The organism is Pseudoalteromonas sp. P1-8 (genome assembly GCF_001399985.1).
GTDB lineage: Bacteria > Pseudomonadota > Gammaproteobacteria > Enterobacterales > Alteromonadaceae > Pseudoalteromonas.
Genome location: NZ_LJSO01000002.1, coordinates 122085 through 141037, shown reverse-complemented (window position 1 = coordinate 141037; position 18953 = coordinate 122085). Strand labels below are relative to the sequence as shown.

The following is an 18953-nucleotide window of genomic DNA, read 5'->3' as shown; positions in this document are numbered from 1 at the left end:
ATCGATTTAAACCCCAGTTTGTAAGTGGAAAGTTAATCAGAACAAATCTATATTTCACCCAACTTCTAACTGGAGACAACACAATGTTTAAGAAATCAACGTCAGCTTTGTCTAAAGTAGCTGTTGCGGTATCACTGTTGGTGGCAACAGGCGTACAAGCTACAAACGACATCAAATCAAACCAATTCTGGTGGCCAGAGCAATTAGATCTTAGCCAACTTCGTGCCCATGGCGCAGAGTCTGATCCTATGGGTCCTTACTTTGATTACAAAAAAGAATTCTTAAAGTTAGACCTAAACGCAGTGAAAGCTGATATTGAGAAAGTATTGACTGATTCTCAAGATTGGTGGCCTGCTGACTACGGTCACTATGGTCCGTTCTTCATCCGTATGGCATGGCACGCATCAGGTACGTACCGTACTTTTGATGGTCGTGGTGGCGCAGGCGGTGGTCAACAACGTTTCGACCCATTAAACAGCTGGCCTGATAACGCGAACCTTGATAAAGCGCGTCGTTTACTTTGGCCTATTAAACAAAAATACGGTCGCAGCATTTCTTGGGCTGACTTAATGGCGTTAACAGGTAACGTTGCGCTTGAATCAATGGGCTTCAAAACCTTCGGTTATGCAGGTGGTCGTGAAGACGATTGGGAACCAGATTACGTATACTGGGGTCCTGAAGGCAAAATGTTAACTGACGAACGTCGTGACAAAAAAGGCAAACTTAAAGGTCCATTAGCGGCAGTTGAGATGGGCTTGATTTATGTAAACCCAGAAGGCCCGCACGGTAACCCTGATCCACTTCTAGCAGCAGAAGACATTCGTTTATCATTCGGCCGCATGGCAATGAACGATGAAGAAATCGTTGCGCTAATCGCCGGTGGTCACAGCTTTGGTAAAGCACACGGTGCGAAAAAAGCAACGTGTTTAGACAAAGAGCCAGCAGCAGCAGGTATCGAAGAGCAAGGCTTAGGTTGGAAAAACAAATGTGGTAAAGGTCACTCAGAAGATACCATCACGTCAGGTCTTGAAGGTGCATGGACAGTGACACCAACACGTTGGTCAATCAACTACCTACAAAACTTATTCAGCTTTGAGTGGGTTAAAACTAAGAGCCCTGCAGGTGCGACTCAGTGGATCCCTGAAAATGGTCAAGCGTCTAACCTAGTGCCAGATGCGCACATTAAAGGTAAGCGCCATGCACCTATCATGTTCACAACTGATATCGCGTTAAAAGCAGATCCTGAGTTCCGTAAGATTTCAGAGCGTTTCTTAAACGACCCGAAAGAGTTCGAACTGGCATTTGCTAAAGCATGGTTCAAACTAAACCACCGCGATATGGGCCCACGTGCTCGTTACCTAGGTGACTTAGTGCCAGAAGAAGTATTAATTTGGCAAGACTACATCCCTGCGGTTGACCACAAACTAGTTGATAGCAAAGATATCGCGACACTTAAAGCTAGCATCTTAGATTCAGGTTTATCTGTATCTGAACTAGTGCGTGTTGCTTGGGCATCAGCAGCAAGCTACCGCGACACAGATATGCGTGGTGGTGCAAACGGTGCGCGTATTCGCTTTGCTCCGCAAAAAGATTGGCCGGTAAACAACCCGAAAGAAGTGGCTAAAGTACTTAGCAAACTTGAGAAAATCCAAACTAAGTTCAACAAAAAAGCATCTGGCGGTAAAGAAATTTCACTAGCAGATATGATTGTTCTTGGTGGTGCGGCTGCAATCGAAAAAGCAGCAAGCGACGCGGGTTTCTCTATCGCAGTACCATTCAAGCCTGGCCGTATGGACGCGTCATTAGAAATGACTGACGTTGAATCATTCGAAGTACTTGAGCCTACGGCAGATGCGTTCCGTAACTACTACAGCTCAGCATGGAAATCACCGGCTGAAATGTTAGTTGAACGCGCTGATTTACTAAGCTTATCAGTACCTGAAATGACAGCACTACTAGGTGGTATGCGTGCCCTTAACGCGAATACTGACCAAACTAAACACGGTGTATTCACGAAAAAACCTGGCACATTAAGCAACGATTTCTTCGTTAACCTATTAGATATGTCAACGAAGTGGTCTAAGTCTTCTGAAGAAGGTGTTTACGAAGGCCGTGACCGTAAGTCAGGCAAACTTAAGTGGACTGCAACACCAGTAGATTTAATCTTCGGTTCAAACTCAGAGCTACGTTCAATTGCTGAAGTGTATGCCTCTGACGATGCTAAACAAAAGTTCGTTGATGACTTCGTAGCAGCATGGACTAAAGTGATGACGCTAGATCGTTTCGACCTACGTTAATTCTTATTTTCGCAACCAACAAAGCCGTTAAATTAGCGGCTTTTTTTATTTTCGTTGATATTTTACTCGACAAGGCAGCGGATTACGTTAAAAATAAAACTTTATCATTATATTTATTTGGACACAGGCATTAGGGATGATTGCGCGCTTTTTACTGCTTCTTGTTTTCTACTCATTATGCCTAAGCATAACTAGCCAAAGCCGTGCCGATAATTCCCCGATTGTTAATATCGAACAACGTAGCGTTGACCTCACTCAATTTGCTATGAGCTATTTTATTGATAGCACAGGCACTATGCCTCTTTCACAAGTTCAGCAGCAAAATTTTATCAACAGTCAAAACGAGCTTACTTTAGGCACCAACGCTAAAACGACGTGGTCAAAAATAGTTATAAAAAATAGCTACAGCGATACCCTACGCTTATTTGTGCATAACCCAGATGCCTATCATTTAGAAGAAGTCAGCTTTTACGAAACACAATCAGGACAACTGATAAACCAATCGGTTATTCAACTTGATAAAACAGGGCCTAAAGCCAACATGTTTGGTGGCAGTGCCGTGTTTTCGTTTTATATTGCTCCTAACCAGCAAAAAACAATTTATATAAAAAGCGTCACCTTTTCACATCAGTGGTTTGCATTAGCTATTTTTGATGAAGAGCATTCAAAGCGGGCCCTTGTCGGGAATGGTAATTACATTGCGCTACTTGTCGGGATGATGTTAGCGCTGATGATTTATAACTTCTTCTTATATTTATCGGCACGTAAAATCGAGAACATTGTTTACGCGCTGTATCTTATCTCTGGCACGGTGTGGGTGGCGCTATCTTATGGCGTTGCTGCTAACTTCTTTGGTATTTTTAGTGCCGAGCTACTACAACTCAATTCTAACTTACTGAGCATGCCAAGCTTTTTAGTGATTTTTGTAATGCTCATTTTCGAAACCAAAAAGCATTACCCTAAAGAGCATATCGCGCTGTCGATTATTTTGTTCTTACTGGTTGCTGATTTTATCTATAGCTTGTTCGATATTGTAGGTGCCTTAAAACCTGCCAGCAGCTTAGCAGCTTTAATGATGACGGTGACATTTGGAGTATCTATTTCGCTGTGGCGCAAAGGTAATACGCTGGCAAAATACTTTTTGCTCGGCCACTCTATGTTCGTTATTTTTAATATGCTGGCGGTGCTTTATTACAAAGGGATCAGCGACGCAAACGTGATTAATAGCCACGGTGTAGGCATAGGTATTTTGCTCGAAGCGTTAATGATGGCGTTTATTCTTTCTTATCGAATTAAGAGCCTCGAAAAAATCAAAGCACAACAAACTGAGCTCAACCGCCTAGTCGATACAGATCCTATGACTGGCCTTTACAACCGCCGTTACTTTGACAGAAAAAGTGAAGAACTCATTGCTGCTATGGCAAGCAATCAGCAAGAGTTAACCCTCCTAATTGCTGATCTCGACCACTTCAAAAACATTAACGACACATATGGTCACGATGTTGGCGATAAAGTCATTATCGCATTTGCCAACATACTCACCTCAGAGCAAGGCCTTGCTGATATAGCCTGCCGTTACGGCGGCGAAGAGTTTGTGTTATTACTCAATTGTAACCTACTTGATGCCAAGCAAGTTGCCGAGCGAATTCGCCAAAAAGCCCTAGAAACTTACATCACAATTAATGAGGTGCAAACCGTGCAGTTTACCGTGAGTATTGGTGTACATAGCGTTGGCCATGCTTCAACAACTGTGAAAGAAACCCTCACCATTGCCGACAAAGCATTGTATAAAGCAAAAAATAACGGCCGTAATTGTGTTGAAGTGGCTGCTTGAGGGGAAAAGTTTCAAGTTTCAAGTTTCAAAGTAACTAAACCTTAGCTAAAGTGAATGATGGTTGTTCCGGGTTGCTTTTTAGCTTGGTACATAGCCGCATCCGCTTCTTCAATTAATTGGTTTGCTGCATACACACCATCGCCGAGAAAATGCGCTGTCACGCCAATACTCGCAGTGACTTCAATTGACTTACCTTTACAACTAAAAGGGGCTGAAAATTGCTCCGCAATTTTATGTGCTAAGCGATTCAAGATCGTCGTATTAGTTACGCCTGAAATAGTCACTAAAAACTCATCTCCCCCCATTCTTATCACATAATCGGTACTTCTGACGGCAGCTTTAAGTTGCTTTGCAACCCATACCAAAACTTCATCGCCTAGTGCGTGACCATTCTGATCGTTGATTTGTTTAAAATCATCTAAGTCGATATAAATAAAGCCCATTCCCTCAGCCACATCACCATTTTCACTAAATACATCATTTAATAATTGCTCTAGATAACGACGGTTCGGTAATTGAGTAAGCGGGTCAAGGTTCGCAAGCTCAATCAAAGCCTGCTCTTTATTTTTCCGAGCTGAAATGTCACGAACAATCGCAAGAAGATAGCTTTTCCCTTGGTGGTCGATATGACAAACACTCACTTCAGTTGGAAAAACCTGGCCATCCTTTTGTTTTAAGCTCGACTCAAAAATAGTGGTTTCTTGAGCTTTTACGCGCGCCACCCTTTCTTGCCATTTAGCCTTGGTATCGTAGTCAGGGTTTATGTCTGGAATGGTTAGTTTTAATAACTCTTCCTTTTCATAACCTAAGCACTTATAAGCAAATTGATTACAGTTAAGGATTTGACCAAACTGAGGGTTTGCAACAAAGATGGCATCATTCGATTTATCAACCAAATGGGTCAGCAAAATATCCGCGGCCGCCTCTTTATTGACTGTTGTTAAGTCAATAATTTGCGAAATATAACGCACAACATTACCGTCATTATCCATCTCAGCAACAATATTCAGCTGACAATAAATAGCATGACCCAACTTATGCATGTAACGCTTTTCAATTTGTAATGGCTGCTCAGGAAACTGATTAAGCTTGGCACGAATAGTTTTATTTAACTCTCTGTCATCAGCATGAGTTATAACAACATCATCTGCGTATACTTCATCGCCTTCGTAACCTAATAGTTGTTTTAGTGCCGGGTTTGCATATTCGAGTTTACCGCTAGGCGAGGAAACAATGACAGGGATCGGTGTAATTTCTATTAACCTATAAATAGGATTAACAAACATCTGTACGTCATTAAGTTTCATGGGCAACTCGAGTCCAATACATTATTACTACTCAGTAAAATGAAATAATAGACTATAAATTAGCTATCAGCTATCAGCTATCAGCTATCAGCTATCAGCTATCAGCTATNNNNAGCTATCAGCTATCAGCTATCAGCTATCAGCTATCAAAATTATGTAGGGCGTCATTTGTGGTGGCAAGAATTGATTCTAGGTTTTAGGTGCTAGGTGCTAGGTGCTAGGTGCTAGGTGCTATTAGCATAGTTTGACTTTTTATGAATGCGATAGATTTTATTCAGCGCACTTATCATCACTGACTCGTATGAAGCTAAGCTCTTCCTTAATCTGCTGCTTTAGAGAATCATTGGAGACTTTTTGCATATTAGTTCTAAGCATTTCTAGCGCGTAATCACCTTCAACAAGCAAAAGAGAGCTTAATGCAGAAGAGCCAACAAAGGTATTTTGATTGTTAATCAATAGCTCAATCAACATATCAACATCTTCACGTTCGCCTAATAACCCGAGCCCACTGATTGCAGAATCCTTTAAAACATTCTCATCCGAGGTAATCATTTCAATGATGTACTTACGAGCACGGTTTTTATTCACGTTAGCATCAAAGCATCTATTCTTAAGGTTTAACCTCCACGTTAAAGAAGATAAGCGAATTAAGTTGTCATTTAGCAAGTGCTTTTGACTAGTATTATTCCAAATATCATTCAAAACCGTATTGTATATTTCTGGATTAAACCCTCTACTAGACCAACCGATTGATATTGAGTTTGCAACTGAAAATACAGCAGCCCTATAACGTGTATCCCAGTAAGAACCAAGCTCTATATTTTGCACTGAGGTATCGGCTTTCAATATCGCTTTTTCCAAATCTGATTGCCACTGCCAACTAACATCATCAGCATACGTATGACATGTAACCACCAGTAGAAAACAAAGTAATAAGTAAGCTTTAAAGCTATTCATAGAATAATAACCGAATAAAAACAATAAATTAAAGTAACTTAAATTTAAGCCCAGTTATTTCAAACTCTTTTATTTTTTTTACTAAATAGCCTGACATTAATGGATAGTGACCTTTCATATTAGTTATTAGAAAAATAGGATTTTCAGACTCATTAAAGTATTTGAAGCTATAACACTTAATATCGAGTTTGAAACCATTCAGCTCTACAAAGTCAGAATCATCTTCATTTAGTACATTGATTTCTTTTGTCACAGAAAACAAATATAGAGCTTCACCATCTAGCATTAATTCCGACCAAAACCCGCAACCACTCAATAAATCGTTTAATTTATTATATGCAACTAGGTCACAAACTAAACATTGAGGATGAAGCCAATAGAAGGAGTTTTGCGAAAAGCCTCTTCTTCCTTGAAGCTTAACCTGTAACACCTTCCCACATGGTAGTGGATTTTGAACTGATAGAGCCGTCGAAAATAATAAACTCGTTTCAGAGGTATCAACCGGAGTAATAAATTCATCTTCATATTCTGGATAAAATTTATATACTTTATTCATCTATTACTCCATTAATAACAGCCTCGCGCTAAGGCACGACCTACAAGCAAGTGCTAACCTAGCACCTAGTTCCTAGAGCCTAGCTCCTATGACCTGACCACTAACATCTTTCCCCTAGCAACTAGCAACCCAAATCAACAATACTGCCCTGCTGCAAAGCCGCAGCTCCAAGCGTATTGGAAGTTGTAGCCGCCTAGCCAACCGGTGACGTCGGTGACTTCGCCGATGAAATAAAGGCCCGGTGACTTTTTCGCTTCGAAGGTTTTTGAACTTAACTCGTCAGTGTCTACACCACCAAGCGTTACTTCGGCGGTTCTGTAACCCTCGGTGCCGTTGGGTTTAATTTGCCAATTGTGAATGTAGTCATGTAACGCGTCGATTTGCGCATGGTTTAGTTGGTTTACATTACAATCAGGGATCGCTTTCGTGTCGTGCAGCATTTCAACAAAGCGTTTTGGTAAAATTGTCGCAAGGGTATTTTTTAGTGACTTTTGCCCTTGGCTTTGACGCCACTGCTCAAGCTGCTGTTTTAAATCGAGCTCGGGTAACAAGTTGATGTACACAGTTTGCCCTGCACGCCAAAAAGAGCTGATTTGCAGAATCGCTGGGCCCGAAAGGCCGCGGTGAGTAAACAAGATGTTTTCTTTAAACTGGGTGCCATCTTCACTGGTAACCAGACAAGGAATACTGATCCCCGATAACCCATCAAAGCGATCTTTATCATGCTGGTGCAACGTAAATGGCACTAATGCCGCCATGGTTGGTAGCACAGTTAACCCAAATTGCTCGGCAATTTTATAACCAATTGGTGATGCACCAAGTTTAGGCATGGTTAATCCGCCCGATGCGACAACTAACGACTCACATTGATAGCTGTCTTGCTCAGTAATAACTTCATAACCTGCATCGGTTTTTGTCACGCTGAGTACTTCGTTACGCAGCGCTATGTTAACCCCCGCCCACTCGCACTCAGTTAAAAGAATATCGACGATATCTTGTGCACTGTTATCACAAAATAACTGGCCCAGCGTTTTATGGTGATAGGCCAAGCCATGACGGTCCACCAGCTCTATAAAGTCATGCTGGGTATAACGACTTAAACACGATTTTACAAAGTGAGGATTACCACACAAGTAGTTGTCTGGGCTTGCGTTTTCATTGGTGAAGTTACAACGCCCACCGCCGCTGATTAATATTTTACGGCCCGGCTTTTTGCCCATATCAAGCACAGTAACATTGCGACCACGGTAGCCTGCTTGTGCAGCACACATCAAACCTGCGGCACCGGCGCCAATCACAATTACATCTACTTGGGTCATTACTCATACTCACTAAAAAAATTTAGCTGATTATAACAAGTTATTGTCGCTGCTGTGTTAACACTGAGGTGTTTTTACAAAAAAGATAAAACCAAAAAACGAAATAAAGTAAAAACTCAAAACCACAAAATTATAACTTTATTATGAGAAAACTACTAAAAAGCACCATAAAAAGACTATTTTAGACGTCTATACATTTAGTTATAACCAAAATAGAGACAACCATAATAAAACGATATTTTAACTAAATTTACATTTATTTTACCTTTGTCCCCCTTCGCGAAAAATATCGTGGAGATTTACATAACAATCTAGGGATCATTATGACAACTAACAACAACTTGAAGAAGTGCGCAATTGCACTGAGCTTGACTGCGTTGTTTGGGACGACGGCAGCAATGGCTACTCCAAACCAACTAATGTCACCATCTATGCAGGAAACTGCAGCGAAATTACAAGGCCAAGAAGGCTTTGGTACACAATTCATCATCAAGTATAAAAACAACAGTGATGAAATGATGACGATGTCGGCAGCAGAACAAACGCCGACTATGATGAACAAAAAAGCAAAAGGCTTTGTTAAAAACTTCACCAGCAAAAAAGGTAAAGTAAAAGCGCAATACGTTCGTGCAATGGCGATGAGTAATCACCACGTTATGCGTGCTGATAAAAAACTTTCAGCTCAAGAAGCACAAGAATTCATGCAAGAGATGGTTGCATCAGGTAACGTTGAATACATCGAAATCGACCAAATGTTAAAGCCATTTGCAACGCCTAACGACCCACGTTATGACGACCAATGGCACTACTACGAGCAAGCGGGTGGTCTTAACCTTCCTACGGCTTGGGATACAGCAACGGGTAGCGGTGTCGTTGTTGCGGTACTTGATACAGGTTACCGTCCGCATGTTGATTTAAATGCCAACATCCTTCAAGGCTATGACATGATCTCTAATGTGTCTGTAGCTAACGATGGGGGTGGTCGTGATAGCGATGCACGCGATCCAGGTGATGCAATCAGCGCTAACGAATGTGGTTACACACATGGTGCGCAAAACTCAAGCTGGCACGGTACGCACGTTGCGGGTACTGTTGCAGCAGTGACTAACAACGGTGAAGGTGTTGCCGGTGTTGCTTACAACTCAAAAGTTGTTCCTGTACGTGTACTTGGTAAATGTGGTGGTTTAACTTCTGATATCGCTGACGGTATTATCTGGGCTTCAGGTGGTTCAGTTTCTGGCGTACCAGCAAATGCTAACCCTGCTGATGTTATTAACATGAGTTTAGGTGGTAGCGGTTCATGTAGCTCTACAACACAAAACGCTATCAACCAAGCGCGTAACAACGGCACTGTGATCGTAATCGCTGCGGGTAACGATAACGATAACTCTGCAAACTACAACCCAGGTAACTGTAATGGCGTTGTAAACGTTGCATCTGTTGGTCGTAACGGTGGTCGTGCTTACTACTCAAACTACGGTAGCAACATTGACGTTGCAGCACCGGGTGGCGCGCAAAGCTTTGCGAATGATTCTGAAGGTGTGTTATCAACACACAACTCAGGTTCTACAGGCCCAAGCAGCGATTCATATCACTACTCGCAAGGTACATCGATGGCAGCACCACATGTTGCGGGTGTAGCAGCGCTAATCAAGCAAGCTAAACCATCTGCAACGCCAGATGAAATCGAAAGCATCTTAAAATCAACAACTCGTTCTTTCCCAGCAACATGTACAAGCTGTGGTACAGGTATTGTTGATGCAGCAGCCGCTGTGGCAGCAGCATCAGGCACAACACCGCCACCACCAACAGGCAATGTGTTAGAAGATGGCCAAGCACTAACAGGTTTAAGTGGCTCTGCTAGCAGCCAAACTTTCTACACAATGGAAGTGCCAACAGGTGCAACTAACGTAACCTTCACAATGAGTGGCGGTACAGGTGATGCTGACCTTTACGTTCGTGCAGGTAGCGCACCAACAACGTCAACCTATGATTGTCGCCCTTATAAAGGCGGTAACAACGAAGTATGTTCTATCGATAACCCAACAGCGGGCACTTACCATGTAATGCTCAATGGTTACTCTGCATACTCAGGTGTTAGCCTAGTGGGTGATTTAACAACTTCTGGCGGCGGTTCAGGCTCAGGTTCACCACAAGCAGGTGGCGGCACAGTGACTGATATCTCTGCAAGTGCAGGTCAGTGGAAACACTACACGCTAGAAGTACCAGCAGGTATGGCAAGCTTCACAGTAACAACGTCTGGTGGTTCAGGTGATGCTGACTTATTTGTTAAGTTTGGTAGCCAACCAACGTCATCTAGCTATGACTGTCGTCCGTATAAAAACGGTAACGCAGAAACATGTACATTCAGTAATCCACAAGCAGGTACGTGGCACTTAAGCTTAAATGCTTACCGTACTTTCTCTGGTGTAACATTGGATGCACAGTATCAACCTTAATAGTTGATCTCCCCAGTATCCCCCCTGGGACTTTTCAGCCGGACTTACGTCCGGCTTTTTTGTACTTATATTGCTATTAAAGCTTTTCAAGAACAGCTTCAGCGCGGCTTACTACAAACTCTTTGTCTTGTTCAACAAACAGCCCTGTTACCGTTTGGTTTTCAACGATCATCGCATAACGCTTTGAACGTACGCCACCAAAGCCAGCTGTGTCTTTATCTAGACCAAGTGCTTTAGTAAAGCTTGCATCACCATCAGCTAACATACGAATATGCTCAGCGTTATGAGCTTCACCCCATGCTTTCATTACAAATGCATCGTTCACCGATACGCAGTAAATTGCATCAACGCCTTTAGCGGTAATTTTATCGGCTAGCGTAATAAACTCAGGTAAGTGAGCGTTTGAACAGGTTGGCGTAAATGCACCAGGCACCGCAAATAGCACCACTTTTTTATCTGCAAATAATGCCTCTGCTGAATGCGTTTGCATTCCTTCGCTCGTTAGTTCTGTTAGGTTTGCTGTTGGTAAAGTTTGGCCTTGTTGTATCATTTTTTATCCTTTTTCATTACGAATATTTGAGCCAAAGAGTAAAGCACACATGCAAAAATACAAGTTAGTGCACCTAATCTTTTAGTGTTTATTCACAACAAAAGTACTCAAATTAAGTCGTTTAAGTTATGCTTCATAACCTAGCAGTAAAGACATATCTGCAGCAGTTGATTTGATATTTTCATGCACGTTGTCTATGTCATGTGAGCAAGAGCCATCTAAAACACCTATATAGGGAACAACAAGTGCTGCAGCGATTTGACCTGAATCATCAAAGACTGGATATCCAATATCTTTAATTCCTTGAGCTTGGGCACTTTCTAAACTTTCATACCCTTGATTTAACACTGTTTCGAATATATTTTTTAATTGTCTTTTACTTGTTTTAGGATGGTTTGAAGGAACACGATTAAGCATTAACTGCCTTTTTTCCTCATCAGAAAATGCCAGTAGTAGATGACCCGAACACGTATTCATCAAAGGGGCCTCAGCCCCTAACCTAACACTAAATATCCGTGCTGAGGGTGAATCTTGTTGAACAACAACATGCCCTCTACCTTCATAGTAAATGACGAGGTGACAAGATTGTTCAATAATATATGACAGACGACGCATTAATGGGTTTGCAATTGAGGTTAACCTTTTAATAGGGGGAAAACGATTTGCTAAACCAAACATTTTTAATGTTACTCGATACCTGTCTTGTGATAACTCGATATATCCTCGCTGTTCAAGTACAGCCAACATTCTAAACAACTCACCTAAAGAGCGATCTAATCGAGATGTTATGTCATTAATAGTTAGTCCATCAGCTTCACTTGATAATAGCTCTAATAAATCTAAGCCCTTTTCAAGTGCCGGTGCAGAATAAACCTTCTTTCGAGACTTTTGCTCCTTGCCTTTAATTCCTTCAGCCATTGAATACACCTCATTTCTTTATAGATAAAAACGACTTAAACTCACCATTATACGTGTAAATTATGTATGTTTTAATTTTTCGTATATGAAAGTTCTTTTTATCACGTTCCTAGTTAATAAAAAATAAATCATTGCGCTTGCAACGAAAATATTCGTTCAACGATGCGCCATTTATCTTGCTCTTCTGTCGCTTTATCAACCCTTTGAAACTGTTCCATTAATTTTTCCCACTGCTGAACCTTATCATTACTTAAATCTTGTTGCGCCTTTTTTTCGAAGCTAAATGAATCATCCACATTCAAAATCATAATCAACAAGGTGCCATGGCGGTAAATAGACATATCTTCGATGCCAGCATGACGAATACTCTCTACAACTTCAGGCCAAACACAACCCGCCTTGTGATATTCCTCATATTGAGCAATTAATTTCGGATCATCTTTTAATTCTAACGTTAAACAATATTGCATTTATTCCCCTGCCCCATGTATAGCTGTATGAACATGAACAACTCTGTAACCAAAAATAGAAATAACTAAAAAGCAGCATAGAGGCACTATAAAAGAACTTTGTACAGTTGAAATAGACTCAAATAATGGAGCCGAATCAATTAAAGATGCGTGCAATGGTGGCATAAGTGCTCCCCCTACTATCGCCATAACAAGTCCCGCAGATGCAAGACTTGCATCGTCCTTCATTCCTTGTAGAGCAATACCATATATTGTAGGAAACATCATCGACATACATGCAGAAACACCGATTAGGCAATAAAGGCCAAAGTATCCACCGACGAATATTACATTGAACATGAGGACTATCCCGCTGCACGCTAACAGCATAAGGAGATATCCCGGCTTAAAATAGCCAAGTAAGAATGTACAAATAAACCGACTCACTAAAAATAAAATCATTGCAATGATATTGTAATTTTGTGCTTCGGATGAGCTAAGACCAACCACATTCATTCCGTAATGGATAATAAAGGTCCAGCACATTATTTGCGCACCTACATAAAAAGCTTGCGTGATCACACCTTCAACATAAACCTTATTTTTAAATAACCTGACTGCTGTTTGCTTTAATTCTTTTTTTGTTAATCGGTTATTGTGATTTACCGTTTTCGGTAACTTAAGCAGTAAATAAATAAAAAATAACACAGTGACAACAATCGCTATCGTGACATAAGGGCCACGCACCGTCATCAAGTCAGCTGCTTGCATAGCTTGGTGTTTTAGTGGTTCATTAACCGAAAATGTCTCTAAAGCTTCCCCTAACTTAGCATCAACAATAGAAGGTAATAGATTTGAGTATTCAGGGTTTTGTGCTTTTTCTGCAGCACGGAACTCTTCAACTTGGAGCTTATTCAAAATTAATGTTGAAGCAACAAACATACCCGTTAACGAGCCTACAGGATTGAATGCTTGCGCTAAGTTCAACCGTTTTGTTGCTGTTTTTTTGTGTCCCATTGAAAGAATATATGGATTGGCAGTTGTTTCTAACATGGCTAAGCCACACGTCAAAATACACAATGCAGCAAGAAAGAAATTGAACTCCATATAGATACTTGCAGGAATGAAAAGGAATGCACCAACAGCATAAAGTGCGAGTCCTAATAAAATTCCTGATTTATATGAATAATTTCTAATAAATAGCGCAGCAGGAATCGCCATTACTCCATAGCCTAAATAAAATGCAAACTGTACTAAACTACTTTGTGCATTTGATATTAAAAAAATATCTTTAAACGCTTTCACTAATGGATTAGTAATATCGTTTGCAAATCCCCAAAGTGGAAAAAGGGCTGCAATCATAATAAAAGGTAGTAGCATACCTTTTGCTATTAATGGCGGTGAATCTTCCACAGCTATGTTATTTTCGTTATTGCTTTTTATTGTCATTGTGTGTTCTCTTTTTCGCGGATTACTATCGCAATGTAATCCGCTAAGTTCGATTAAATCTTTCTTATTTAAATATTTATTATTGTAATCACCATATTAAATGTGGCGCTAAGGAACTACCTTAGCGCCTTTGCATTAACGCGTTACTTTCAACGCATCTAACAGCATGTATTGGCCACTAAGTTTTGTGACTTTAAGAGTGTGGGTCCCCTGACTTAAATTAAATTGACTATAAATCGTTTTTTGGGTTAAACGAGAAGGGTTGTATGTATTTAAAATAACCGCAGGTTGTGAATCAATCTGAACTTCGATCTCACCTTGGTCACTATTCATTTCTGAAATAACTTCAATGCCTGTCCCGTCAAAAATATACTCAAAATAATCACCATTCACAGGAGTGTAGGCAACATCATCTTGGTAATCTTTAACATTTCTGTTTGAAGACGTTCTCCAAGTACCAGCATAAGTAATAGTGTTGTCTGTGTTATTAATATATACAGGGGGGTTAGTATATGTAATGGCATCAAGTTGCATCCAATTTCCATCAAGCTTAACCATTTTCACTGTATGGTTTGCCGCAGATAAGTTAGACGCTTCAAAGTAGGTAGTCATTGCTTGGTAAGAACTGCCAGAAGTATTAATGACTCCTTGACTTATATTATCAATAAATACTTCGATATTACCTTGTGACGGATCCCTTGGACCAATGAGTTTTACTCCAGTACCAAAGAAGCTATATTCAGCATATGCTCCATTAACGCTAGTATAAGACACATCGTCATTATAATCTCCTGCACCTCTATTTCGGCTTTTATTCCACGTACCACCATTATAGGTAATGTTTGCATCATCATTTATTGTTTTTTGACCAACTTCATCGTCATTACCAAATAAAGACTTCATTCCTTTTAGTACATCTAAAGATTTTTGAGAAACACTGCCATCTTCATACATCATTAAATTAAAAGATGTTGGTACTTTTCGTTCAGCTCTTTCTGAAACCATATTGTATGCTGATTTCGCAGTAAAATTAGGGTTGCCAATAGTTTGATTTGCTCCGCGAATACCCCAATCATTTTCCATTCTTGGCATACAATGACCATATACTCCTTTATCGCCAGTGCTAGTATAAAGTCCAGTACCTCCCATTGGTGCTCCTTCGGCCTTACAGTCTTCACCAAATGATAAATCCTCAAAGTCGGTGTAGTGGGCAACAATCCAAGGATTGTAAGAAATTAAGCGTTCTGGATTACCAGCTTTAGCTGCCGCTCCAAGTGCTTCAAATGGCGCAGGATAATAAACTAAGCCATCATCAAAAAACCAGCCATCTAATTTTTTACCATAACGCTCTCCCATTGCTTTAATAACTACCTTCCAATTATTAAAAAAGGTATCTCGGTCACCTGTGCCACTACTTAAAAATGAACTAGGCCAGTTATTCAATACCCACCAATCGGTTGAGTTATACCCTAAATGGCTATCTTGACCAGTATGATAATAAAGATAAAAGCCAATTCCCTCTGCATCCAAGGCATTGGCTATATCGCCAATTAAATCTCGACTAGAAGTACGATTTGAGTGACCCAACAGCGCATCTAATTCACTGATTGGAGCGTTGATTTCATAAGTCCACCAAGTTGCTGACCAAATTACATACTCAGCCCCCGTGCTTTTAACCATATTTACAAAGTTGCTTACATTGAAATCAGCGGCTTGTTTATCAAGCGTTTTTGCTTGGCCTGATTGAGGAAATCCCCAACCGCCATATTGAAACATCAGGCCATATTTATAATTACTAAAACTAGTCGCATCAGATTTAAAATTATTTACTCTTGCTTGGTAAGCTGAGTACTTCGCATCTTCGATCAATTCTAATGATTTTAAGTGAATATCACCATTATTGGTTGTTCGTGTTAACTTTAGCGTATGCTGTCCTGCTGGTACATTAATAACGCCAATGTGCTCTCTTTGCCACCCAGCCTTATTGATTGTAAAGTTAATCGCCGAACCACCTACAACTTCTAGCTTAAAACTTTGAGCTGCTGAAAAAGTTCTTAGTAACATCGTAACGCGATAATTTGCTCGCGCAGCTACTTCAACATTCCACTGTAAATACTCACTGGAGTCAAAGCTCTGTAGCCAAGCATGTTTAGGGTTTCCAAAACTCTGCACACTTGTAGTATCAGGTCGTTGAGCGCTACTGGCCATTAAATAAGTTATGTTATCTTCCGTTGCATTTTGATCAAACACAATCGGAGCAGCACCCGCTTGGGGAATAACAGCTGCATGCGCATAATTTAATGATGTTAAAAAAATCACTATCAATAAACGGTATAATTTCAAATTCATAATTGTTGCCTTTATAATTAATTATTAATTACATCTCTTGTACACCTACTTCTGACTGTCACTAGACTCTTCGCTAATCAAGAAGATTAACGACGAGTACATGTTCGTTTTGATTCCTAACAACAACAACTTCGAGCTCTCCACGCCACTTGCGAGAACGATATGATGTTAGTAAATCCTTAATATTGATTATCTTATCGACCCCACTAAATTCAGTATCAATGACTCTTAAAATCACATCACCTTTAACCAAACCTGCCTCATCTGCCTGGCTGTTATGCTTTACATGAGTGACTAAGGCACCTGCAATTTCAGGTATACCAAGCGCAGACTGTTCACCAAGTGTTGTGACTGATTTAAAAGTGGCACCAAAAAGAGCTAACTCATCATCCTGTTGGGTATCGTTGCTACTAAGGTATAAATTTGGAAATGAAGGGCTCTCAGCTTGAGCTTTAAGACGAGGGCTTGTCACACCAAATTGATCCATGGCGAAATTTTTAAAGCCTAGGCTTAATGCAGGTGATCCAGCTGAAACACGGTAATCACCAGTGCTTGGATCAACAAATTGTGGGTTTCCATATGTTGAGTGCTTATCAAGACCCAAGTTTTGAGCTTTAACTAAAGCACGCTCTGTCGTAAATAAGTTAAAGTCGATTTCCTGACCCCAGTGATTATTTAGAATTGGTTTATGGCTTGCTAGTACAATGTTTTTTCGGAAAATATCTTCGCTGTTTTCAAACCATACATGAGGATGGAACGAGTTATTTAAAATTACATTATTTTCAACTTTTCGACGAAAGCCCTCACGTAATTTTAAACCGCCGCTTAGTAAAACGTTATTATAAATTTCGTAATTTGACGATCCATCATCTAGGTCAATATCCCATCCATAGTCACACTGAAAGCGGTTATTTCTTATAATAATTGGCTTAATTACATCTGCGCGATACAACCCTGGATACTCTTTCGCTAGCTGGTTCATCTTAGCTCTATCTGGGTGCCAAAAACGATCCCTTCCCCATGAATTAAATGCACCATGGTCGCCAGTCTCTAATACCGTTGAAAACACATCATTATGTTCAATAACATGTCCTCCCCATGTTCCTTCACTTACATTTATACCGGCACGAGGAACACGATAAATTGTGTTATGACTTACTGTAACATTAGCACTCATAGAAAGTTGCACGCCTGCCACCTGCTTTTCTACTTGCCCTATATCATGGATTAAGTTGTCAAAAACAACTGAATTACTAGGATAGCGCTCATTTTTAGGACCTTTTGCCAAATCCATCTTATCGATATTGACATACTGGTGATATTCAAAACTCGGAGAACGAACGGCCGTAGCACTACCAACAAAACTCACAGCGCTTGCGCCAATGTTATATATTTCATTACCAGCTATTTTAATATCACGACTATAATCACTCACGAAAATCGCATTACCACCTAACTCTTTAAACACATTGTTTTTAACTTCTACTTTCTGTGCATTTGAAATTAAAACAGCGCCACCACGATAAACAGCCCAATCACTTCTAAGTAAAGGTTCTTTGGTTTGCATAAAGGTTTGATTAGTTTGAGTAAATACAAAATTTTCTACTCGAATATTTTTTACTGGATGCGATTCACTCCCAACCAATTCAATTAAATGATTAGTGGAAGTTATTTCAATTTCACTATTGCTAAGATCAAAATCATCTGGGGGATAAAAATATAACGTATCGGTTTGCTCATCAAAGTACCACTCCGAAGGTGCATCTAACTCCTCAAAAATATTCTCTACGTAACGATATTTAGTATGCATTGGCGATTGCCTGTTATTTTGAAAACCACCAAGCAATTTTAATTCACCTTGCTCTTTACCTTCGATTAGGTAATGCATGCCACCCCAACGCCCTTCATGTAGGGCATGGACAACCCCTCCTTTCGGATTTTTCCATGTTGCCACTCGCGCTGATGATATAGCATCTTCAGCATAGCCATTAAACACTTTAACTTCAGGGTCATAGTTTGGATAACGCGCTCTAATTTGCTTCTGACCATTAATAAATAACTGGTCAAAACCATCACTTTCAATGACCGCTTTTAGTAACTCTCCATCACGTTGCCAAACAACTGACAGTGGCTTAGCACCACTTAAAACTACGCGGCTACCTTGCTCCGCTGCAAAAATAAATGGCTGCTCTTGATTACCAGAATACTCATGATCCAATTGAATTGGTTTTGATAAATAGTAAGTTCCCTGCTTCAATCTAACTTCTACAGGTTTCCCCGTTGCCAACAGTGCTTTTGCATCAAGCAAAGCCTTATTTATTGCCAACTCTGATAATTTTGGATCATCTAAGGAAGAAACAAATAAAACTGTCTTTTTTTGTTCTGTCGCAGTGTGACTTATATGCGCATCGTTAGAACATGCGAGTAATGTAGAACACATAAGAAAAATGAAAGTACGCATTAAAAACTCCAGAAGTAATACAACTAATTTACAAATACGCTCAACAAA

At 40.3% G+C, this 18953-nt stretch carries 13 protein-coding genes; 3 read left to right on the top strand and 10 right to left on the bottom strand.

Annotated elements, in window-relative coordinates; genetic code table 11:
- The first annotated feature begins 83 nt into the window (after positions 1 to 83).
- Positions 84 to 2297, top strand: coding sequence for a catalase/peroxidase HPI (gene katG, locus AN213_RS04140; RefSeq protein WP_055197609.1), 2214 nt, complete (start codon positions 84 to 86; stop codon positions 2295 to 2297).
- Between the two features lie 136 nt (positions 2298 to 2433).
- Positions 2434 to 4131, top strand: a complete 1698-nt coding sequence (locus AN213_RS04135; protein ID WP_055197607.1) for a diguanylate cyclase — start codon at positions 2434 to 2436, stop codon at positions 4129 to 4131.
- Between the two features lie 41 nt (positions 4132 to 4172).
- Here the strand turns inward: AN213_RS04135 and AN213_RS04130 are convergent, their stop codons facing one another.
- From AN213_RS04130 to AN213_RS04115, 4 genes are all read right to left on the bottom strand, one after another.
- Positions 4173 to 5438 carry a bifunctional diguanylate cyclase/phosphodiesterase gene (locus tag AN213_RS04130; protein ID WP_055021891.1) on the bottom strand — a complete coding sequence of 422 codons (1266 nt, stop codon included), beginning with the start codon at positions 5436 to 5438 and terminating at the stop codon, positions 4173 to 4175.
- A 270-nt stretch (positions 5439 to 5708) separates the two neighbouring features.
- On the bottom strand, positions 5709 to 6395 hold the full coding sequence (locus AN213_RS04125; protein ID WP_055197605.1) for a hypothetical protein: 687 nt from the start codon (positions 6393 to 6395) through the stop codon (positions 5709 to 5711).
- Between the two features lie 28 nt (positions 6396 to 6423).
- Positions 6424 to 6951 carry a hypothetical protein gene (locus AN213_RS04120; protein WP_055197603.1) on the bottom strand — a complete coding sequence of 176 codons (528 nt, stop codon included), beginning with the start codon at positions 6949 to 6951 and terminating at the stop codon, positions 6424 to 6426.
- Between the two features lie 134 nt (positions 6952 to 7085).
- The gene (locus tag AN213_RS04115; RefSeq protein ID WP_055197601.1) at positions 7086 to 8270 is read right to left on the bottom strand and encodes an NAD(P)/FAD-dependent oxidoreductase; all 1185 of its coding nucleotides are present in this window, start codon (positions 8268 to 8270) and stop codon (positions 7086 to 7088) included.
- A 323-nt stretch (positions 8271 to 8593) separates the two neighbouring features.
- On the opposite strand from AN213_RS04115, the gene AN213_RS04110 reads away from it, so the two are divergent.
- On the top strand, positions 8594 to 10729 hold the full coding sequence (locus AN213_RS04110; protein WP_055197598.1) for a S8 family peptidase: 2136 nt from the start codon (positions 8594 to 8596) through the stop codon (positions 10727 to 10729).
- A 76-nt stretch (positions 10730 to 10805) separates the two neighbouring features.
- Here the strand turns inward: AN213_RS04110 and AN213_RS04105 are convergent, their stop codons facing one another.
- The 6 genes from AN213_RS04105 to AN213_RS04080 form a co-directional block, all read right to left on the bottom strand.
- Complete coding sequence (locus tag AN213_RS04105) at positions 10806 to 11279, bottom strand: peroxiredoxin (RefSeq protein ID WP_055197596.1); 474 nt, start codon at positions 11277 to 11279, stop codon at positions 10806 to 10808.
- A gap of 126 nt (positions 11280 to 11405) precedes the next feature.
- Positions 11406 to 12197: an IclR family transcriptional regulator gene (locus AN213_RS04100; RefSeq protein ID WP_082401715.1), complete on the bottom strand. Its 792-nt coding sequence runs from the start codon at positions 12195 to 12197 to the stop codon at positions 11406 to 11408.
- Positions 12198 to 12325: 128 nt separating this feature from the next.
- Positions 12326 to 12667, bottom strand: a complete 342-nt coding sequence (locus AN213_RS04095; protein WP_054563378.1) for an L-rhamnose mutarotase — start codon at positions 12665 to 12667, stop codon at positions 12326 to 12328.
- On the bottom strand, positions 12668 to 14095 hold the full coding sequence (gene fucP, locus AN213_RS04090) for an L-fucose:H+ symporter permease (RefSeq protein ID WP_055197594.1): 1428 nt from the start codon (positions 14093 to 14095) through the stop codon (positions 12668 to 12670).
- Positions 14096 to 14230: 135 nt separating this feature from the next.
- Positions 14231 to 16444: a hypothetical protein gene (locus AN213_RS04085; protein ID WP_055197592.1), complete on the bottom strand. Its 2214-nt coding sequence runs from the start codon at positions 16442 to 16444 to the stop codon at positions 14231 to 14233.
- A 73-nt stretch (positions 16445 to 16517) separates the two neighbouring features.
- Positions 16518 to 18905, bottom strand: a complete 2388-nt coding sequence (locus AN213_RS04080; RefSeq protein ID WP_055197590.1) for a PDZ domain-containing protein — start codon at positions 18903 to 18905, stop codon at positions 16518 to 16520.
- Between the last annotated feature and the right edge of the window lie 48 nt (positions 18906 to 18953).